Annotated in this window: 19 protein-coding genes; 11 read left to right on the top strand and 8 right to left on the bottom strand. The window is 64.3% G+C overall.

Annotation, left to right across the window (positions count from 1 at the left end; genetic code table 11):
- Window positions 1-37: 37 nt before the first annotated feature.
- The gene (locus ACLI1C_RS03480; protein ID WP_411395462.1) at window positions 38-1,018 is read right to left on the bottom strand and encodes an NAD-dependent epimerase/dehydratase family protein; all 981 of its coding nucleotides are present in this window, start codon (window positions 1,016-1,018) and stop codon (window positions 38-40) included.
- Between the two features lie 234 nt (window positions 1,019-1,252).
- On the opposite strand from ACLI1C_RS03480, the gene ACLI1C_RS03475 reads away from it, so the two are divergent.
- The 5 genes from ACLI1C_RS03475 (at window position 1,253) to ACLI1C_RS03455 (ending at window position 6,815) form a co-directional block, all read left to right on the top strand.
- Complete coding sequence (locus ACLI1C_RS03475; RefSeq protein WP_411395461.1) at window positions 1,253-2,050, top strand: ATP-binding cassette domain-containing protein; 798 nt, start codon at window positions 1,253-1,255, stop codon at window positions 2,048-2,050.
- 11 nt (window positions 2,051-2,061) lie between these two features.
- A complete protein-coding gene (locus ACLI1C_RS03470) occupies window positions 2,062-3,078 on the top strand; it encodes an ABC transporter permease (RefSeq protein WP_411395460.1) in 1,017 nt (338 codons plus the stop codon).
- 167 nt (window positions 3,079-3,245) lie between these two features.
- On the top strand, window positions 3,246-4,196 hold the full coding sequence (locus tag ACLI1C_RS03465; RefSeq protein WP_411395459.1) for a sugar-binding protein: 951 nt from the start codon (window positions 3,246-3,248) through the stop codon (window positions 4,194-4,196).
- A gap of 70 nt (window positions 4,197-4,266) precedes the next feature.
- Complete coding sequence (locus tag ACLI1C_RS03460; RefSeq protein WP_411395458.1) at window positions 4,267-5,841, top strand: sugar ABC transporter ATP-binding protein; 1,575 nt, start codon at window positions 4,267-4,269, stop codon at window positions 5,839-5,841.
- Window positions 5,838-6,815 (top strand): ABC transporter permease, encoded by a 978-nt coding sequence (locus ACLI1C_RS03455; RefSeq protein WP_411395457.1) that lies wholly within the window; start codon window positions 5,838-5,840, stop codon window positions 6,813-6,815. Before ACLI1C_RS03460 ends, ACLI1C_RS03455 begins: the two co-directional genes overlap by 4 nt.
- Window positions 6,816-6,873: 58 nt before the next feature.
- On the opposite strand, the gene ACLI1C_RS03450 is transcribed toward ACLI1C_RS03455, so the two are convergent.
- The 5 genes from ACLI1C_RS03450 to ACLI1C_RS03430 all read right to left on the bottom strand — a co-directional run bounded on the left by ACLI1C_RS03450 (window position 6,874) and on the right by ACLI1C_RS03430 (window position 11,425).
- Window positions 6,874-7,320 carry a c-type cytochrome gene (locus tag ACLI1C_RS03450; protein WP_411395456.1) on the bottom strand — a complete coding sequence of 149 codons (447 nt, stop codon included), beginning with the start codon at window positions 7,318-7,320 and terminating at the stop codon, window positions 6,874-6,876.
- Between the two features lie 104 nt (window positions 7,321-7,424).
- On the bottom strand, window positions 7,425-8,498 hold the full coding sequence (locus tag ACLI1C_RS03445; protein WP_411395455.1) for a VWA domain-containing protein: 1,074 nt from the start codon (window positions 8,496-8,498) through the stop codon (window positions 7,425-7,427).
- Window positions 8,495-9,412, bottom strand: a complete 918-nt coding sequence (locus ACLI1C_RS03440; RefSeq protein ID WP_411395454.1) for a DUF58 domain-containing protein — start codon at window positions 9,410-9,412, stop codon at window positions 8,495-8,497. The genes ACLI1C_RS03445 and ACLI1C_RS03440 overlap by 4 nt, the downstream gene beginning before the upstream one ends.
- Window positions 9,387-10,361, bottom strand: coding sequence for an AAA family ATPase (locus ACLI1C_RS03435; RefSeq protein WP_411398204.1), 975 nt, complete (start codon window positions 10,359-10,361; stop codon window positions 9,387-9,389). The genes ACLI1C_RS03440 and ACLI1C_RS03435 overlap by 26 nt, the downstream gene beginning before the upstream one ends.
- 62 nt (window positions 10,362-10,423) lie before the next feature.
- On the bottom strand, window positions 10,424-11,425 hold the full coding sequence (locus ACLI1C_RS03430) for a S1C family serine protease (protein ID WP_411395453.1): 1,002 nt from the start codon (window positions 11,423-11,425) through the stop codon (window positions 10,424-10,426).
- 519 nt (window positions 11,426-11,944) lie between these two features.
- Between ACLI1C_RS03430 and ACLI1C_RS03425 the strand changes: the two genes are divergently transcribed.
- Genes ACLI1C_RS03425 through ACLI1C_RS03415 form a run of 3 tightly spaced genes read left to right on the top strand, consistent with a single transcriptional unit; the run spans window position 11,945 to window position 14,765 of the window.
- A complete protein-coding gene (locus ACLI1C_RS03425; RefSeq protein ID WP_411395452.1) occupies window positions 11,945-12,970 on the top strand; it encodes an ABC transporter substrate-binding protein in 1,026 nt (341 codons plus the stop codon).
- Entirely contained in the window at window positions 12,967-14,007 is a 1,041-nt protein-coding gene (locus tag ACLI1C_RS03420) for a FecCD family ABC transporter permease (RefSeq protein WP_411395451.1), read from the top strand. The genes ACLI1C_RS03425 and ACLI1C_RS03420 overlap by 4 nt, the downstream gene beginning before the upstream one ends.
- Window positions 14,004-14,765: an ABC transporter ATP-binding protein gene (locus tag ACLI1C_RS03415; RefSeq protein WP_411395450.1), complete on the top strand. Its 762-nt coding sequence runs from the start codon at window positions 14,004-14,006 to the stop codon at window positions 14,763-14,765. The genes ACLI1C_RS03420 and ACLI1C_RS03415 overlap by 4 nt, the downstream gene beginning before the upstream one ends.
- 23 nt (window positions 14,766-14,788) lie before the next feature.
- On the opposite strand, the gene ACLI1C_RS03410 is transcribed toward ACLI1C_RS03415, so the two are convergent.
- Window positions 14,789-15,619, bottom strand: coding sequence for an HAD family hydrolase (locus tag ACLI1C_RS03410; RefSeq protein ID WP_411395449.1), 831 nt, complete (start codon window positions 15,617-15,619; stop codon window positions 14,789-14,791).
- 43 nt (window positions 15,620-15,662) lie between these two features.
- Entirely contained in the window at window positions 15,663-16,661 is a 999-nt protein-coding gene (locus tag ACLI1C_RS03405; RefSeq protein ID WP_411398203.1) for a LacI family DNA-binding transcriptional regulator, read from the bottom strand.
- A 154-nt stretch (window positions 16,662-16,815) separates the two neighbouring features.
- Here ACLI1C_RS03405 and ACLI1C_RS03400 point away from each other — a divergent pair, with 154 nt between their 5' ends.
- The 3 genes from ACLI1C_RS03400 (at window position 16,816) to ACLI1C_RS03390 (ending at window position 20,343) form a co-directional block, all read left to right on the top strand.
- Window positions 16,816-17,775 (top strand): hypothetical protein, encoded by a 960-nt coding sequence (locus ACLI1C_RS03400; protein ID WP_411395448.1) that lies wholly within the window; start codon window positions 16,816-16,818, stop codon window positions 17,773-17,775.
- Window positions 17,772-18,929: a serine hydrolase domain-containing protein gene (locus tag ACLI1C_RS03395; protein ID WP_411395446.1), complete on the top strand. Its 1,158-nt coding sequence runs from the start codon at window positions 17,772-17,774 to the stop codon at window positions 18,927-18,929. The genes ACLI1C_RS03400 and ACLI1C_RS03395 overlap by 4 nt, the downstream gene beginning before the upstream one ends.
- A 109-nt stretch (window positions 18,930-19,038) precedes the next feature.
- On the top strand, window positions 19,039-20,343 hold the full coding sequence (locus ACLI1C_RS03390) for an ABC transporter substrate-binding protein (RefSeq protein ID WP_411395445.1): 1,305 nt from the start codon (window positions 19,039-19,041) through the stop codon (window positions 20,341-20,343).
- The last annotated feature ends 31 nt before the right edge of the window (window positions 20,344-20,374 follow it).

Genomic DNA, 20,374 nt, shown 5'->3' with positions numbered 1-20,374 from the left:
CCTATGTGACTTTGTCCGTTATCGGACCCCGGTTGGTTCAGCCGACGTACCAGACCTTGCGCGGATCATCCGCGGCCCTTTGGTAGGCGTAGGCTGCATCAACAAGACCTATGGCGTCGTAGGCTGGCTCCCAGTGCAGCGCGTGACGCGCCTTGCTGTTGTCGAGCCAGTTGGAATGGAAAGGCGTTTCGATCCGCACGCTCTGCAGGCCGCGGCTGCGCGCCAGGTGGGCGGCGACGAGGCCATAATCGAGCGGCCGGTTCATCGCGATGTTGAACAATTGCTGATGCGCGGCCGGATTGCCCAGCGCCGCCAGCATGGCCTCGACTAGATCGGTGACGTGGATGAAGCTGCGCTTCAGCGGCTGGCCCGTGGCGTCAAGCAGCAGCGGAATCTTGCCTTCCCGCGCATGGGCGGCCTGCTGGTCGGCCGGTATCACATCGCTCCAGGCCGGCCCGCCGAACTGGTCATCGCCAAAGCTCAGCACATGGCGGAAGTCGTCCTTTTCCATGATCCAGGGCGCGCGCAGACAGCAGCCGTTGATGCCGTACTGGATGTAATACTGCTCGAGCATCACCTCCTCGAGCACCTTGGACAGGGCATAGACACCCGGATAGGGCCGCCGGGGCGAGGCCTCCGTGATCGGCGCATCATAGGCGACCGAGATGTGGCCGACCGTGCAGTCGCCCCCGATCAGCATGAACTGCTCGGCCGTCGCGCTGGTTCGAAACGCCTCGAGGAGCCAGAACATGCCCTTGACCGAAACGTCCATCGCCTGCTGGGGGTCCTCCTTGACCGTGGCCATGTGGATGACGTGGGTCACCCCGGCCATGGCCGCCTCGACTGTGGCGCGGTCGGCGATCGAGCCCTTGACGCTCTCCACCCGTTCGTGGGGCGCGAGCGACCGGTTGTGACAAAGGGCGCGAATACGGGCCGCCGCCCAGCGCGGCTCCGCCAGAATGCGTTGCAGCAGGACCTGGCCGACCTTCCCGGTTGCCCCGGTAACAAGCAAAAGCATATCGCCCCTCCACCAACTAATACTAATTAGCGAAATCGTGCGCCGTCAACGTGGAAAAGCCGGACCCAGAGGCCGGCGAAAGCGTCAGCAGTGCTGACGGAATGCAAGATTTCCCGGCCTTTCAGCCTGACGCCCTCCAATGCCGGGCATTGACGATGCCCGGCCCGACTGCCAATATATTGATTACTAATAGAATGCAGGCAAACCTGCAGCGATCACGAGGAGGCGCGCCGCATGGCGGTTCTGGAACTTGAGGGCATTTCCAAACACTATGGTGCGATCACCGCGCTGACCGACATCTCGCTGACGCTGGGGGCCGGCGAGGTTGTGGGGCTGGTCGGCGACAATGGCGCGGGCAAGACCACGCTGGTCAAGATCATCGCCGGCAACTTCCATCCCAGCGAAGGCCAGATCCGCCTCAACGGTCAGGTCGTCGAACTGCACGGCCCCAAGGATGCGCGTTCCAAGGGGATCGAGATCGTCTATCAGGACCTGGCACTGGCCGACAATCTGACGGCAGCGGCCAATATCTTCCTGGGGCGCGAACTGACTTCGGTCGCCAAGACTCCGGCCCATGCGGAACTCCCCTGGTACAGGCGCCGCAAGTGGTGGCAGTTCCTGGTTCCGGAAATTCTCGACTACCAGGCAATGTATCGGCGCTCTGCCGAACTGTTCGCCGAGCTGAAATCGGAGACGCGCCCACGCGATCTGGTGCGGCGCATGTCAGGCGGCCAGCGGCAGGCTGTCGCCATCGCCCGCACCCGCCTGTCCAATCCGCGTATCGTGCTGATGGACGAGCCGACCGCCGCCATCAGTGTGCGGCAGGTGGCGGAGGTGCTCAACCTGATCCGCCGCCTGCGCGAGCAGGGCATGGCGGTCATCCTCATCAGCCACCGCATCCCCGACATCTTCGCGGTCTGCGACCGGCTTTTGGTGCTGCGTCGCGGCCAGATGGTGGCCGACAAGCGCGTCGCCGACAGCTCGCCGCAAGAGGTGACCGGGCTGATCACCGGCGCCATCGAGCGCGCGTAGAGGACCCGCCCATGAGTGCCGATATCTCCCTGCAGAAGGCCATCGATCAGCAGACCCATACCAGCTTCCTGTCCTGGCTGGTCAGCCGGCAAATCTTCTGGGTCCTGCTCGCCGCGGTGCTGGCGGTCATCGCCATGTCGCTGATGACCAAGACCTTTGCCACGCCCAACAACCTCTTCAACGTCACCCGGAACTTCGCCTTTGTCGCCATTGTCGCGATCGGCATGACGGCCGTGATCATCACCGGCGGGATCGACCTGTCGGTGGGGTCGACGGTGCTCATCTCGGCCATGACGACGACTGTCATCATGCATGCCGGATTTCCCATAACGCTCGCCTTTCCGGCCGCGATTGGCGCCTCGCTGCTGGTCGGCGCCATCAACGGCTCACTGATTGCCCTGGCGGGCATGCCGCCCTTTGTGGTGACATTAGGCATGATGTCGATTGCGCGCAGCATCGGCATGGTGATGTCCAACAATGCGCTGATCTATGAGTTCGGCCCGGACCAAGCGATCCTGTTCGCCATTGGCGGCGGCTCGGTGAACCTGCTCGGACTACCCATTCCAAACCCGGTGCTGGTCATGATTGCGCTGGGCATGGTGACGGCCTTCATGCTGCGCTGGATGCGCTGGGGCCGCTACCTCTACGCCATTGGCGGCAACGAACGCGCCGCGATCCTGACTGGTGTGCCGGTCAAGGCCGTCAAGGTCTCGGTCTACATGTTCGCCTCGTTCTGCGCCGGCATTACCGGTTTTCTCGAAGCGGGCTGGCTGGGATCGGTCACCACAGGTCTCGGCACCGGCATGGAGCTGACGGTGATCGCGGCCACCGTGATCGGCGGCGCCAACCTGGCCGGCGGCAGCGGCACGGCGCTCGGCGCGATCGTGGGCGCGGCACTCATCGAGATCATCCGCAACAGCCTCACCCTTCTGGGCATCAGCACGTTCTGGCAGGGCACCTTTGTGGGCGGATTCATTGTGCTGGCGGTCGCCTTTGACCGGCTGCGCAACAAGGATATCGGGGAATAACAGGAGACCTGAAATCAGGCTTCCTATTTACTAATATTTATAAATTGGCATATCATCGATTTTGACCAGGCTCGCAGTCACCGGGAGGAGGTGGCTGCAGAAAAGGCCGGGTTGAATGCTGATCGTGAGCAAGGCTGTGCAGACCGCACGGCGAGGGAGGACGGACTATGAGACGGACTATGACTTTTGCTGCCGTACTGGCAGCTGGTTTGACGCTGGGCGTTGCCGCGCAGGCCCAGGACAAGCAGCAGCTCGCCTTTGTGGTGAATGCCGCATCGGACTTCTGGAAACTGGCCGAGGCGGGGGTCAACAAGGCCCAGGAAGAGCTGCCCAATTACGAGGTGCAGTTCCGCTACCCGGCACAAGGCACCGCAGCGCTGCAGAATGCGCTGATGGACGACCTCGTCGCTGGCGGCACCGACGCGATCATGATCTCGTCGGCCGATCCGGCCAATTCGATCGATGCGTTCAACCGCATCGCCGCCCAGGTGCCCCTGTTCACCACCGACAGCGATGCGCCGCAGAGCGACCGGATCGCCTATCTGGGATCGTCCAACACGCTGGCCGGCGTGCAGGCTGGCGAAGAGATGGTCAAGGCCCTGCCCGATGGCGGCAAATGCATGGGCTTTGTGGGCTTCCTGGGCGCCGACAACGCCAAGGAGCGCATTGCGGGCTTCAAGCAGGCCATTGAAGGCCACAATATCGAGCTGGTCGACGTCCGTGGCGACGACGTGGACTTTGCCCGGGCCCGCACCAATGTCGATGATGTGCTCGTCGCCAATCCGGATATCACCTGCATGGTGGGGTTCTATTCCTATAACCCGCCCAAGATCTATGAGGCGCTGCAGGCGGCCGGCAAGCTCGGCCAGATCACCGTGGTTGCCTTCGACGAGGACCCCGTCACGCTTGGCGCGGTGCGCGAGGGAAGCTTTGCCGCGACCGTGGTGCAGCAGCCCTATGAGTGGGGCTACCAGGGCATGAAGCTGATGGCGGCCTATCTGGAAGGCGACAAGTCCGGCGTGCCGGAGGACGGCATCATCATCGTGCCGACCAAGGTGGTGAATGCCGAGAATGTCGATGCGTTCGAGGCGGACCTCAAGGCCAAGATCGGCGGCTGAGCCGTCCATCGAACCACCGGCGGCGTGGCCTTGGTGCCGCGCCGCCGCGTCATTAGCCTCGGACCTGTCCATGACCCTGAGCCATCCTGCTACCGGCGCCCCTGCCCCGGCTGCTGCCCATGCGGCCGAGCCATTCCTGCGGCTCAGCAAGGTGCGCAAATCCTATCCCGGCGTGCTGGCCCTCGACGGGCTCGACCTTGAGGTGCGGCCGGGCGAAGTCATCGGCCTGGTTGGTGAAAACGGCGCCGGCAAGTCGACGCTGATGAAGATACTGGGCGGCATCACCGCACCCGATAGCGGCAGTATCGAAGTGGATGGCCGGCCCTATGCGGCGCTGACGGTGGGCGGTTCGCTGCGTGCCGGCATCGCCTTCGTGCATCAGGAACTCAATCTGTTCGACAATCTCGATGTGGCAGCCAATGTGTTTATCGGCCGCGAACCGCGCCGCTTCGGCCTGCTCAACCTGGTCGATACCGCGCGGCAGCGCGCAGCCGTGCAGCCGCTGCTCGACCAGCTCGGCGCCAATTTCTCGCCGGATACGCCGGTTTCGAGGCTGTCGCTGGCGCAGCAGCAACTTGTGGAGATCGCCAAGGCCCTGTCGCAGGATGCGCGGCTGGTGATCCTGGATGAACCGACCTCCAGCCTTCCCATTGCCGAGACGGACCGGCTGCTGGCCGTCATCGACCGGTTGCGGGCCCAGGGCATAGCCGTGATCTTCGTGTCGCACCGGCTTGGGGAAATCGAGCGCGCCTGCGATCGCGTGGTGGTGCTGCGCGACGGGCGGCTGGTCGGCAAGCTGGCCAGGAGTGAGATCAGCCACGATCGACTGGTCAAACTGATGATCGGGCGCCAGCTCAAGGTCGCCTATGCCCCGCCCAAGGCCGAGCGTGGGCCGATCGTGCTGGCGGCACGGGACCTGCGCACGGCGGCCTATCCGCAGCGTGCGGTCAGTCTCGACCTGCATGCTGGCGAGATCCTGGGGCTGGCGGGGCTGGTGGGTTCGGGCCGTACCGAGCTGGCCCGCGCGCTGTTCGGCATCGACCCGATCTATGGCGGCACGCTGGTACGCGACGGCGAACCCATCCGCATTTCGGGGGCCAATGACGCGGTCAGGCACGGCATCTTCCTCGTACCCGAGGACCGCAAGGGCAGCGGCATCCTGCTCGACCTGTCGGTAGCCCAGAATATCAGCCTGCCCAATCTGGCTGCCTACGCCGTTGGCACACTGGTGTCGGCGGAGCGCGAAGGGCGCCGCGCCGAGCAGAGCCGAACCGAACTGGCGATCAAGGCACCGACCGTCGCTACCCGCACGGGCTCGCTGTCGGGCGGCAACCAGCAGAAGGTCGTGCTGGCCAAATGGCTCGCCATGGCGCCACGCGTCATCATTTTCGATGAGCCGACGCGCGGCATCGATATCGGCGCCAAGTCAGAGATCTACCGCCTGATGCGGGCTTTGGCCGATTCCGGGGTCGCCGTGCTGATGATCTCAAGCGACATGGAAGAAGTGATCGGCGTCTCCGACCGGATAGCCGTGATGCACGAGGGAGGGATTTCCGGCATGCTGGAGCGCCATCAATTCAGTGAAGAAAACGTACTGCTGCTGGCCGTGGGCGAGGCTTTTGGCACGCGGAGGCCGCTGCCATGAGCAAGAAGGACCTTGGCCTTCTGGTATTGATCCTGGTGGTGGCGGCGGGCGTCTACCTGCGCAATCCGCTGTTCCTGTCGCCCAACAATATCTCCAACACGGCCAACCTGATCGGCCTGTTCGGCCTGTTTTCCATCGCGCAGGGCTTTGTCATCATCACCGGCGGCATCGATCTGTCGTCCGGCTCGATGATTGCGCTGCTGGGCGTGCTCTTTGTCGATCTTGTGGGCAACAAGGGCGTGCCCTGGCCGATCGCCCTGCTGATCGTGCTCCTTCTGGGCATCCTGCTGGGGCTGGCCCATGCCGTGCTGATCACCCGGCTCAAGATGCCGCCATTCGTGGTGACGCTGTGTGGCCTCTTGATCTATCGCGGGGTGGCGCGCGGCTATACCGGCGACGCGACCGCCGGCTTTCCCTTTGGCAGCACCTATCCAGGGCTCGATTTCTTCACCGCCCGTGTCTATGGCGTGCCCACCTCGATCCTGGTGCTGATCGTGGTGGCCGTCGTGGCCTGGGTGGTCCTGCACCGCTCGGTCTTCGGCCGCTATCTGTTCGCGGTGGGCAAGAATGAGGAAGCAGCACGGTTTTCGGGCATAAGGACCGATCTGGTCATCGGGGCCGCCTATGTGATCTGCGCGGCGCTGACCGCGCTCTCGGCCGTGTTCTTTGCCATGTATACACGATCGGTTTCGCCATCCTCGCAAGCCAATTTCTATGAGCTCTACGCCATTGCGGCGGCCGTGCTGGGCGGCTTTTCCCTGCGCGGCGGCGAGGGGTCGATCATCGGCGTGGTGCTGGGCGCCATCCTGCTGCAGATCCTGCAGAACCTAGTCAACCTGCTCGGCATCCCCTCCTCGCTCAATTTCGCGGTGATGGGCACGGTGATCCTGATCGGCGTGCTGGTCGACCAGCAATTAAGCGTCTATCGCGCCCACCGCCGGCTCGTGGAAGCGGCGCGCGAGGCTGCCGACTAGCGCATGAAAAAGGGCGGCACACCGGCCGCCCTTTTGCTTGGGAGGCGTCTTGGTTACGTCATTCACCACGGTAGGTCTGGTGGCAGGTCCCGCATGCCTGGCCGATCTGTTCGACGGCAGCCATATAGGCCGCATTGTCCCCGGCCGTTGCGGCATCGAGCGCGGTCTGGGCGGCGGCGGCGCCGCTCTCGGCAATCGCGGTGAAGGCCTCGAAGTCTTCCCAGATGGCGGGCAGTGCGCGGCTCTTGTCGACAATCGAGCCTTCGGGAAACAGGCTGGGGATGGTCTGGAAATTGGAGACCATGGTGGTCATGGCTGCGATGGCGGGTTCACCGGTCAGCTCGGCGGCGCCGCGCATGGTCGCACCATTGGATTTCATCAATTCAACGCGTGCCGCGTAGGCCTCCTCAGCGCTCATCGGCGCCGCGGCGTCCTGCGCGATGGCAAGGCCGGCGCCGAGCGCGGCAAGGCTGCAGATTACCAGCGAAACTGTCTTCAGGCCCATGACATCCTCCTCTTCATTTCCCGTTCAGGGATGTGTCGCAAAAACGCACTTTCCGCGTCAAAATGACGCGGCAATGAAGGCAAAGTCATGACCGACCTCCGGCATCACGCGATGCGACCGAGCCAGAGCACGGACAACCCGGCCGCCAGCAGGGCGAGCAGCGCCCCAAGGCCGGCAAAGATGAAGGCAATTTCGGTAAGCTTTTTCTCCGCGACAAGCCGCGTGGAGAGCGATGAATAGACCTCCGCCAAAGCCTCCGACGACTGCGCCTCGAAATATTCTGCATCGGTTGTATCAGCGATGGTCTGGAGGGTCGTGGCGTCAAGCATGGCCCGCATGGAGCGGCCACCGAAATCCACCACGTCGCCAGAGGTCGAGCCGAAGCCGACGGTATAGACCCGCACGCCATAATCGGCCGCGAGGCGGCCTGCGGCCACCGGATCGGGACCGGTGGTCGTCGCGCCATCGGTCAGCAGGATGACCACGGCGCTCTGGTAGGAACCCGGCTCGACCGGCACATGGGTGGAGGCCTCCGGCCCGGGGTCATCAAGGGAGCGACCTTGCGGGCTCAGCGCGCCAGCACGGCTGCGCGCCCCGAGCTGATCGCGGGGATCAGCATTGTCGCCAAGATCGAAGGTCTCGTCGGGAAAGATGGTGGCCAGCGCGGTGAGGACGCCGGCGCCCACGGCCGTGCCCCGGCGCAGGTCGAAACCGTTGATCGCGGCGGTCAGAAGCTCTCGGTCCAGGGTTGGCGCCTGCATCAGCATGGCCGCCGAAGCGAAGGCTACGATGCCAATTTCGACGTCGGCGGGTTGCTGGGCGATAAAGGTCTTGGCGGCCTCCTGTGCCGCAACGATGCGTGACGGCGCGACATCGCCTGCCCGCATGGAGCCTGAAACATCCATCGCCAGGATGACCGTCGCGCGGGAGCTTGCCAGGGTGATGACAGCTGCGGGCCGGGCAACGGCGGCGATGAGGACGCCAATGGCCAGCAGCAGCAAGGCCGGCGGCAGGTGTCGACGCCAGCCGATGCCCCGGCCGAGAGCCTGACGGACCAGCGGCAGGTTGGCATAGCGCAGCGACAGGCGCTTCCTCCGCCGCTGCATCCACAGATAGGCCAGCACCAGTGCAGGCAGGATCAGCAGCAGCCAGAGCATCTCGATCCATAGAAAGGTCATGCTGGTACTCCCGGAGAGGTGCCGCCCGCGCTCGCCTTGCGCATGCCGGAAAACCGCAGGATGGCGTCGAGCAGGTCGTCGTCGGTGGACAGTTCCAGCGCGTCGACCCCGGCCTGAGAAAACTCCCCGATGACCTCTTCCCTCCATTGCCCGGCGAGGGATGCAAAGCGCTGCCGGAAGCCTGCGTCGGTGGTGTCGACAAAGACCTGATCACCCGTTTCAGCGTCCTCGAAGGCCAGCAGTCCGATATCGGGCAGCGCCAGTTCGAGCGGATCGACCAAGCGCACGGCGACCGTCTCATGCCGCCGGCTCAACATCGATAGCGGACCTTGCCAGCCCGGCTGCGACACGAAATCGGACACGACAAAAACTACCGAACGTCGCTTGAGTGCTGCGCCGGCGTGCCGGAAGAATGAGCCGAGGTCTGTCGAGGGCGCCCGCAGGCGCCGCGGATGGGCGAGGATCTTATCCATGACATGCATCACATGGCGGCGACCGCCACGTGCGGGAATGCGGTGCTCATCGACGCCATCGAAGAGGATGGCCCCGACCTTGTTGCCATGATGGGTGAAGAGGCGCGACATCACGCCGACAAACTCGGTCAGGACCTGCCGCTTGTCCTTTTCCCCGGAGCCGAAATCCACCGAAGGGCTGAGATCGAGCAGGAACCAGGCGGTGACATCCCGATCTTCGTTGTAGATGCGCACATGGGGCACCTGGGTGCGCGCGGTGACGTTCCAGTCGATATGACGCACATCGTCATGGGCCTGGTATTCGCGCAGGTCGGCAAAATCGAGCCCGCTGCCGCGGAACAGGGTGCGGTAATCCCCTTGCAGGAGGCCGTCCAGTCGGCGGACCACCGTCCATTCCAGCCGCCGCAGCAGCGCCTCAGCCTGCCGTGGCGACGCGGACATGGGCTTGCAGGGGTTGTTCCGGTGCCGGGACGGCGCGGAGGATCTGGCTGATGATGTGGTCGGCTCCGAGAGATTCCGAGAGGGCTTCGTAGGATAGCGAGATGCGGTGGCGCATGACGTCGGGAGCGACATCGATCACGTCCTGCGGCAGCACGTAGTCACGTCCGCGCAGGAACGCCAGAGCGCGCCCGGCCTCGATCATGTTGATGCTGGCACGCGGGCTCGCGCCATAGGTGATCAGGCGCGGCAGGTCTTTCAGGCCGACCAGGTCTGGATTGCGCGTGGCGGCGACCAGGCGCACGGCAAACTGGATCAGCGTGGGATCGACATAGAGCTCGCGCGACCGCGCCTGGAGACTGACAAGCTGCTCGGTCGTTGCCACCCGCGCCACAGCCTGCATTACGCCGGTAACGCGCGAGACGATGACGAACTCTTCCTCCTCGGATGGGTAGCCGACCAGCACCTTCATCATGAAGCGATCGACCTGCGCCTCCGGAAGCGGATAGGTGCCCTCGGTTTCGATCGGGTTCTGGGTCGCCATCACCACGAACGGGTCGGGCACGCGATGGCTTTCCCCGGCAATGGTGACCTGGCGTTCCTGCATCACCTCGAGCAGCGCGCTTTGCACTTTTGCGGGTGCGCGGTTGATCTCGTCAGCCAGCAGCAGGTTGCAGAAGACTGGCCCCAGGGCCGTGGTGAATTCGCCGGTCTTCTGGTTGTAGATGCGTGTGCCCACCAGGTCGGACGGGACCAGGTCGGGCGTGAACTGGATGCGCTTGAACGACCCCTGTACGGCATGGGCCAGCGTATTGACGGTCAGCGTCTTGGCCAGGCCTGGCACGCCTTCAACCAGCAGGTGGCCCTTGGCCAGCAGCGCGATCAGGACCCGTTCAAGGAAATGGTCCTGCCCGACGACCACCTTCTTCACCTCATAGAGCACCTGCTCCATGAGCGAGGCGACGGCGGGGGCGTCTGATGGGTCGGCCATGATCCTGTTCCATTCTGCTGGGGCTAGAGGGGAGACTCTTCGACGGCGCCGCCGGCTTCCTCCATCGTCACGGCAAAGGCGATGCCGGCGAAGGTGCGGAGACCGGAAGGATTGAGAATGGCGGTGACGATGCCCACGACCTCGCCGTCTGCATTGACCAGCGGACCGCCGGAATTGCCGGGATTGGCGGCGGCATCGAACTGGATGAGATTGCGCATGGTGGCCTCGCCCTCGCGCTCCAGCACGCGGAGCAGGCCGGAGACGACGCCGGCCGACGCCGAGGGACCGATACCGAAGGGAAAGCCGACGGCCACCACCTCGTCGCCCGGTCGCAGGCTGCCGCTGGCGCCAAGTGTTGCCGGCAGCAGGTCATCGGGCAGGATGCTTGGCCGGATGATGGCCAGATCGAGATCGGGCCTGGCACCCACGATCACCGCATCGGCTTCGGTGCCGTCGAAGAACTGCACCCGCAGCTTCCGCGCCGCGCGCGCCACATGCAGGTTGGTGAGAATGGTGCCACTGTCATCGATGACGACGCCGGTACCCACCGCCGTGAACCGTTCATGAAAATCTTCTTCGAGCGCACCGGATTCGGGCAGTTCGACGGCCGGAGGTTGGCCATCACCAGGAGCGGAATCGGGCGTTTTGGCCTCGGGGTCATAACCGCTAACCCGCACGACCGACGGAATGACCGCGGCATAGGCAAGGGATGCAACCGAAGGGGGGCGCCCACGCTCATCGAGGGCGAAATTGACAGCTTCGTTGATCTCGAACTGGGTCAGGTTCTGGGCGGGCGCACTGAAGAGCTGAAAGAGCCCAACCAGTGTCAGGGTGATGGCTACGGATGCGGCGACCAGCATCTTGCCCTGGTGGCTGCCGTAGAGCGCATGCCAACGCTCCCGCAGGGACGGCACAGCCGCTGCCGCTGCCACAACCGGGGCAAGCGGCCAGCCGACCGCGGCCGGCTGTGCGTCCGTCTTTGGCCGCACCGTGGTTGAACCGCTATAGACTGGACGCCGCTTCACACTGGGGCCCTCTCCTTGCTGAACGCGGCGTGCCATGCCGTGTCCCGCAGATGTCAGTGGAGCCGGCCTCGAACTCCGGCTTGCCCTGGTCTGGCACTTGCTCATAACGCGGCCGGAACTGCCGCCTGGTACGCCGGCATACCTGTTGCCGGCGCGGCGGCCGTGCCGCGTGGGCAAGTGGCGCGCGCCGTGGGCGCCGCCCTGAGGAAACTGGATTTTGGCACACTGGCGGGCGACTTGGGAGTGTTACAACCAACCGTGATAGGTGGAGATAGATGTTTCATCTCAATAGCTTATCCAGGGTAGACTCTTGATCCGCAGGGAAACTGTGGGCGTTTTCACGGCATGGCGACCGCGTTCGATCAGCCTGCATCGAGAGCGCACCGGCGGGTCGCTGTGCGAGGCGCCTGATGGTCGACGGCGACCCCAAAAATATGATAAGGGCTGTCTTGTTTGTTTGAAGTGCAACGGGTAGAGCACGACCCGTCCGCCATTCTTCAACGCCCAGGAACTCCATTCATGCATGTCGCAAGGTCCATATGCGCTCTTTCGGGCCTCATGATCGCCGTTGCCCTGTCGGCCCTTCCGGCCGGCGCAGCCCCCACCACATACCCCCTGACCCTCAACAATTGCGGCGTCGACGTCACCTTCGAGAAGGCACCTGAGCGCGCGATCGCCCTGGGTCAGAACAGTGCCGAGATCATGCTGCTGCTGGGCCTTGAAGGCCGTATGGCGGGCACCGCATTCTGGCCGAGCCAGGTTCTGCCCGAGCTCGCCGCGGCCAATGAACAGGTCAAGCTGCTGACCGTGGAATCGCCGAGCCTCGAGGCCATTCTCGCCGAGCGCCCCGATTTCGTCGCCGCCCAGTTGCTCAACCTGCTGGGACCGGAGAGCAAGATCGCCAAGCGCGAGGACTTCGCCAATCTGGGCATTCCCAGCTATGTCTCCCCCGGCGTCTGTGCCACCAGTCACGATGCTGGCGACGTGCATGGCGCGCGCGCCAGCCTGTGGAACATGGACCTGCTCTACCAGGAGATCGACGAGCTTTCGCAGATCTTCGACGTGGCCGATCGGGGCCAGCAGGTGATTGCCGAGTTCAAGGCGCGCGAGGCGGCGTTGCGGGAGCGCGTCGGCGGCGAGAGCCAGGACCTGTCCTTTGTCTTCTGGTTCTCGAGCCCCTCGCCTGCCGACGACGCCTATCTCGGCGGCAAGAACGGCGCCTCCGGCTTCATCGCGGACCTGCTGGGCGGCCACAATGTGATGCAGACCGAGGTGGAATGGCCGACGGTGAGCTGGGAAGGCATCATTGCCACCAATCCCGGCGTCATCGTCATCGCCGATCTCGACCGCAATCGCTGGGAACTCGACAAGCCCGAAGCCAAGATCGAATTCCTCAAGACTGACCCGGCCGTCAGCCAGCTCGAGGCGGTCAGGAACGGCCGCATCGTCATCATGGATGGCCAGGCCATGAACCCGACCATCCGCACCATCTATGGCGCCGAGCAGGTTGCCGACCAGCTGGAAGCGCTCGGTCTCTTCAAGTGACGGGACTGCAACGACATTTTGGGGAACAGGCCGGCCTCGGCCTGTTCCTTTTGCTTTCGGCCATCCTGCTTCTGCTCGCCATCGGCGCCGGCACGGGCATTGGCGAAATGGCCATTCCACTCGATACGACCTTTTTTGCCGTCACCAATCGGCTGGGCTGGTCGGCCGTGGCCGTCGATCCGATCCACCAAAGCGTCATCTGGGACTACCGGCTGAGCCGCTCGCTTGTTGCTGCCTGTTGTGGCGCCGGTCTCGCGCTCTGCGGCGCGATCCTGCAGTCGCTGCTCCGCAATGCCCTGGCCGAACCCTATGTGCTGGGCGTGTCAGCCGGCGCCTCGACAGGCGCGGTCAGCATCATCGTCCTGGGGCTTGGCGCCGGTTCGATCACGATCTCGGCCGGCGCCTTTGTCGGGGCTTTCGCATCCTTTGCCTTTGTCGCCCTGCTGTCCAATGGCGCCCGCGGCGGTGCGGGCAAGACCATTCTGGCCGGGGTTGCCGCCTCCCAGCTCTTCAATGCGCTCACCTCCTATATCGTCAGCACCTCGGCCAATGCCCAGCAGGCGCGCGATGTCATGTTCTGGCTGCTCGGCAGCTTTGGCGGCGTGCGCTGGCCTGAATTCCAGCTGGTGCTTGTCGTCGTCCTGATCGGCTTCGGCGTCTGCTTCTATTTTGCGCGGGCGCTCGATGCCTTCGCCTTTGGCGATGATGCCGCCGCTTCGCTGGGCATTCCCGTAGGCGTGGTCCGCCTCATCCTGTTTGGCGTGACGGCCTTGATGACGGCCACCATCGTTTCCATCGTCGGCTCGATCGGATTTGTCGGCCTCGTCGTGCCCCATGCCGCACGCTTCATTGTCGGCCCGTCACATGCCCGGCTGCTGCCCACCTGCGTGGTTGCCGGCGGCATATTCATGGTGCTGGCCGATATCGTCTCGCGCGTGGTCCTGCCGCAGCAGGTGCTGCCCATCGGCGTGGTGACGGCGCTGGTCGGCGTGCCGTTCTTCTCCATCATCCTCTACCGGACGCAGCGCGCCCAATGACCATCGCGGCAGAAAACCTCACCTGGAAAGTCGGCAGCACGGTCATTGTCGACAATGTCTCGCTCAAGGCGGAGCCGGGCAAGATGCTCGGCCTGCTCGGCCCCAATGGATCGGGCAAGTCATCGCTCTTGCGCCTCCTGGCGGGCCTGCGCCGCGCCCATGCCGGCCGGGTGACGCTCGACGGTATCGATCTGCGGCAGATCAAGCGGAGTGCCATGGCCCGGCGTGTCGCGCTGGTGGAGCAACATTCCTCGACCGAGTCCAACGTGAAGGTACGCGATGTGGTCAAGCTGGGCCGCATCCCGCACCTGCCGCCATTCGGCGGCTGGAACCGTGCCGACGACGAGGCCGTCGATGCAGCCCTCGGACGTGTCGGGATGACCGAGCGGCGGGATCAATATTGGCAGAGCCTGTCGGGCGGTGAGCGCCAGCGCGTCCACATCGCCCGGGCCCTGGCGCAGACGCCTGTTGAGATGCTGCTCGACGAGCCGACCAACCATCTCGATATCCAGCACCAGATCGAGCTGCTGCGTCTGGTTTCGGCGCTCTCGCTCACCAGCATCGTCGCCATGCATGACCTCAACCACGCCGCCATGTTCTGCGACCACGTCGTCGTCATGCAACAGGGCCGCATAGTGGCCTATGGCACGCCCGTGGAGGTCCTGACCGAGAAACTGCTGCGAGAGGTGTTCCGTGTCGCGGCGCGGGTCGAGCCGTCACCCCATCATGGCAGGCCCCACATCCACTATCTGCTTTAAGCGCGGGCGGCCTGCGCCACGCCTCAACTCGCTGCCGGATAGGCGAATGGCAGGGACGGACCTGTCGGCTCGTCAACCAGGAAAGTAGACTCGACCAGCTTGATCAAATCGGCCGCCGACCACATGACCTGCCGAATGGAGACGCGATTGTCTGCCGAGGCGATCGCCGCTCTAGCGCCTAGTCCGATGGGCAGGATGGCGTGCCCGCTCTGACCGGCGGCGACGAGCGCCGAGGTAATATCCTTGCGCTGGTCGCCGACATACCAGACCACATCCGAGCGGGTTATCGGGCGGCCGATCGAACCGAGCGCCGCAAGGATTGGCTCGGCAGATGGCTTGCCCTGCCGGACGTCCTCCCGAAAGATGCAGGTCGAGAAGTACTGCCGCAGGTCGAACGCATCCAGCACGTCCTGCCCATAGCCCTTGCCCAGGCCATTGCTCACCATGCCCATGGGGATGCCGTTGGCGCGAAGCAGGTCGAGCACGGATCGCATAGCCTCGCAGGGCTGCAGCATGGCCTCGACCGATTTGCGGCGCAGTCTGTGCATGGTCCGATGGACGACGAGCGAAGATGAATTCTGCCGTGTCGCCAACTGGCTTCGCCGCATCAGGCGAAAGCGCGCAGCCAGTCGCCCGCTGCCGTGCGAAAGATCATCCAGGAACTCCAGCATCTGGAGCACTCGAGGATTCGTGTGATGGACCAGAGTTCCGTCCAGATCGAACAGAACAATGGTCGGACGCGCTGGATTCTGCCCCAGAACCTGCCCTCCAAGCACTTGCGATAGCGGACCGTCGATTACTTTAGCCCCGCTGGCAACCAAAAAATCGGTGAACGATGGCGCTGCTCGCCCCAAGCTGCTTCACAGAAGCCTTCAGGGCCAGCTGCCGGTCAGCGGGTCAGTCGGCAATTCCGGCCCTGCGGATGGAGCCACGCAGAACTGTCGGCATGGGCAGCATGGTGCCGGTAGTCGCTTGCGGATCCAGCAGGCGTTGCACGGCTGCGCGTCCCATCGCCTCGTGCGGCAGCGCTATCGTCGTCAGGCCGGGCCGCAGGTAGGACGCCAATTCGTCATTGTCGAATGACACCAGGGCGACATCGTCTGGAATGGCAAGCGCGGCCTCGGCCAGGGCCTGGTAGGCACCAAAGGCCAGCCGGTCGTTGAGGCACAGAATGGCGCCGGGCTTCTGCCTTTTCAGAAGGGCGCGGGTCAGTTCGTAGCCCTGATCCGGCTCCCAGTTCCAGCAGCTGAGCTCGGCGATGAATGCCAGCCCGCGGGCGGCCATCTCGTCGCGTATGCCGGCAAAGCGGCGCGAGATGCTCTCGGAGCGAAACAGGCCCGCTTCTTCCTCGGCATTGTGCCCGAGAAGCACGACGTCTTCCGTGTTCCCCGCTTCTGCCAGCAGCCGCACGGCTTCACGCCCGCCTTCATACTCGTCCGGCAGGACGGAGACAGGAAAGCGTGCACTGGTGCCGTTGAGCATGACGACCGGAATTGAAATGGCGATGTCGGGAACAAAGACCTCGCGGGCGCGCATCGCCGCGAAGATCAACCCGTCGACCTGGCGGTCGAGAGCGGCCTCCACGGCCTCGATCTCGCGCGCCGGTTCCCCGCCCGTTTCCAGCACCAGCATGACATGCTTGGCTTCCTCGGCCGCAGCAAGAGCGCCCCGGATCAGCCCGCTGGCGAAGCGGGTCGTTGCCACATAGTCGGAGATGAAGGCGATCGAGCGGGACTTGTCAGTCCGCAGGGAACGGGCCGCGACATTGGGCCGATAGCCCAGGCTGGCCGCTGCTGCGTGAACCTTGGCATGGGCATCGGCAGAAAGGCGCGTGTCCGGACGGCCTGTCAGGATCATGGACGCAGCCGTGGTTGATAGACCCGCAAGGCGGGCCACATCGGCCAATGTTACGCGCTTCTTCTGCAAGCGTTGCTGCCCCCTCGTCCCGTCCCTGCTGACGCCAGCATCAATTCTGGATAGCCACGCGGCGACCGCTTGACAACCGGCGAGCAGAGCGGCATTTGCTAAATGGTTTTAGCAGGGGATGTGGATGGGTTTCAACCTACCTGAGCACTGGGTCTGGGATTTTTGGCTGGCAGACGATGGCGAACGTCACCACCTGTTCTACCTGCATGCGCCCAAATCCCTTGGCAATCCAGATCTGCGGCACCGCAATGCCCGCATTGGACATGCCACATCCACTGACCTGCGCGAGTGGACCGACCACGGACTTGCCTTCGACGCCGGCGCGTCCGGCAGCTTCGACGGCTCGGCGACCTGGACCGGCAGTGTTGTCCGTGACCGCAATGGCCTGTGGCGCATGTTCTATACGGGGTCGCGGTTCCTGTCCCCCGACACGGCCGCCAATATCGAAACCATCGGTGTCGCAATATCGGCCGATCTGTTCACCTGGACCAAGCAGCCGGGACCGATCTGCGTTGCCGATCCGCAATGGTACGAGACGCTGGGCACATCGTCGTGGCCCGAAGAGGCGTGGCGCGATCCCTGGGTGTTCTGGAAGCAGGCCGACCAGCTCTGGCACATGCTGATTACGGCCCGCGGCAAGGATGGCACCGAGCCCGATCGCGGCGTCATGGCCCATGCAACCTCCCCCGACCTGAAGGAATGGACGGCAGGCGCGCCCCTGAGCGAGACGGGTTCGGGCTTTGCCCATCTCGAAGTGTTCCAGGTGGTCAAGGTCGATGGCCGCAACCACCTCGTCTTCTGCTGCGATACAGCCAAGTTGACAGGCACGCGGAACGGACAGGTTGGCGGCGTATGGAGCCTGCCGGTGGGAGACATGCCTGGCCCGGTCGATTTCCGGCAGGCCAGGTTGCTGGTGGATGAACGCCTCTATGCCGGCCGCATTGCCTCCGACCGGGATGGCGCGCCGTATCTGCTGGCATTCAACAATGTCAGCAATGCCGGCGTGTTCATGGGCGGCATCAGCGACCCCATGCGCGTGGTGACCGGCGAGGACGGCTATCTGGCCCTGGAGGCGGGACAATGAGCATTGCCATGAACGGAACGGTTGCCCCTGGCTTCGAGCCGGTCGTCCAGGCCTTCGAGCAGGCCTTCGAAGGTCATCCGGCCATGGGCGCGGGGCTCCACGTGGTCAAGGATGGGGAGAGCGTGATCAACCTCTGGGCCGGCGTCGCCGATGCGCGCACCGGTCGCCCCTGGACCGAGCAGACACCGTCAGTAGTCTTCTCCTGCACCAAGGGTCTTGTCTCGATCATGGCAGCCCGCCTGGTCCAGGAAGGCCGCCTTGACTATGACGCGCCGGTCGCCGGCTACTGGCCCGAGTTCGCCGCTGCCGGAAAGGGCCAGGTCACGGTCGGTCAGGCATTGGCCCATCAGGCCGGGCTGTCGGCACCGCGCGCCGATCTGACCGAGGACGATATCGTTGACTGGGACCGCGTCGTGACAGCATTGGCCGAGCAGGAACCGCTCTGGCCGCTGGGAACAGGCTATGCCTACCACGCCCTCACCCATGGCTGGGTAGTTGGCGAAATCATACGCCGGGTGACAGGCCAGTCGGTCGGCAGCTATTTCCGCGGTCTCATTGCCGATCCCCTGGGCGTCAATGCCTGGATCGGCCTGCCTGCCGATCGGGCTGACGAGGCAGCACACCTGCAGGTCAGCGACCCTTTGTCAGCCCTTTGGGCAGAGGAGGCGGCCAAGCCCGCTCCCAACTGGCCCTACAAGGCCATGACCCTGGGTACGGCCCTGCCCGCAGACCTCGTCTCAGCAGATGAGGGCTTCAACAAGCAGCGCATTCGCGCGGCCGAAATTCCCGGCGCCGGAGGCATTGCCACGGCCGAGGCGCTGGCGACCATATGGTCTGCCACGGTCACTCCGACCCGTGGCGTCAGGCTCATCGATGACGGGGTCATTGCGCGGGCCACGCGCACGCAGAGCCAGGGCGTTTCGGTATTCGGCGGCGCCCCCCCCTATTCCCGCTGGGGCTATGGCTTCCAGCTTGATTCCGCGGCGCGGCGCTATCTCGCCGAGGGCAATTTCGGACATGACGGCGCGGGGGGGCAGGTTGGCTTTGCCGATCCCGAGCGCCGGATCGGTTTCGGCTTCGTCACCAACTGGATGATGGGACCGGAAGACCAGCGTGCCACGCAGATTCTCGACGCGCTGCGGCCGCTGGTATAATCGCCGCGCAGGCGGATGCGGGAGATATTGACAGCTCTTGGCGTCCATGCGCTAAATCCATTTAGCAGGCGGAAACATCCGCTGCAGATCTGACCTGGAGGAGGTTTTCGTGAGAACCCATTCTCGCCGTGCACTTCGTATCGCGCTGACCCTGTCCACCACCGCGGCCATTGCGGGCACGGCTCTCGCCGCGCCAAGCTGCGGTACCGACCCGGTGGTCCTCAATTCCTATTTCGAAACCGGCTTTCCGCTGCCAAGCCGGCTGGCCGAAGAGTTCACCAAGCAGTTCCCCAATGTCACATTCGATATTCGGGAAGACCAGTTCGCCAACATGATGGAGAATTCCCCGCGCATCCTGTCGGAAGACAATGCGCCGGACCTGGTTCGCCTGCCGTCACTGACGGACCTGGTGGCAAATGACCTGCTGCTCAACCTCGACAGCTACTTCACCGAATTCGGCTGGGACAAGTTTCCCGCCGGCCAGCTGGTGCAGCTGCGTGTGGAAGAAGGCGGCCGCCCGCGCGGCACCGGCTCGCTCTATGCCATGGGCCTCAACTATTCGATGACCGGCGTGTTCTATAACAAGGAACTGGCCGCCCAGCTCGGCATGACCGAGCCGCCGAAGACCCTGGCCGAACTCGACGCCCTGTTGGCCAAGGCCAAGGAAGCGGGCATCCAGCCGATCATGCAGTGGAACAAGGGCACCGCTGGCCTTGCCTTCCCCCTGCAGAACCTGATGGGCGCCTATGGCGCACCCGAGCCGATCAATGACTGGATCTTCCAGAAGGACGGCGCCACCATCAACACGCCGGAAAACCTGGAAGCCGCCGAACATCTCGATGGCTGGATCAAGGCGGGCTACTTCCCGTCCGACGCCAATGCGATCGAGTATTTCCAGATGATGAGCCGCTTCATTGGCGGTGAGGGCCTGTTCATGTTCAACGGCGACTGGGAATCGGGCAATCTCGATACCATTGCCGCCGACAAGTTCGGCTTCTTCATCATGCCGAGCGAAGAGGATGGCGGCCGCCATGCCACCATGTCCGCGCCGCTGACCTTCGGCATTTCCGCCAAGGCGGCCAATGCCGACTGCGCCGCCTTTTTCCTCGATTGGGTCGCGACCAATGAAGAGGCCCGCAAGATCAACGTCGCCGTGGGTGGCTCAAACCCGGGCGGCCCGACCGACCTGGCCATGCCGGCCGTTACCCCTGGCTCGGTGACCGAGGCGTCGCTGGCTGCCGGCCAGACGCTGGCCGAGGACAATGGCGCGATGGACTTCATCGCCAATGCCACGGGCGCTATCTTTGCCGCCGGCTGGACGCCGGAACTGCAGAAGATGGTTGGCGGCCAGCAGACCGCTGCCGGGCTCCTGGAAGCCGTGCAGGAAGAGTACGAGACCCAGCTCTCCCGTTGATCGGGGCTGAGCGAAGACAGGCCGGAATGAA

This window comes from Devosia sp. XGJD_8, from assembly GCF_046614475.1.
Lineage (GTDB): Bacteria > Pseudomonadota > Alphaproteobacteria > Rhizobiales > Devosiaceae > Devosia.
The sequence above is the reverse complement of the archived record's forward strand: the minus strand, read 5'-3'. Positions and strand labels throughout refer to the sequence as shown.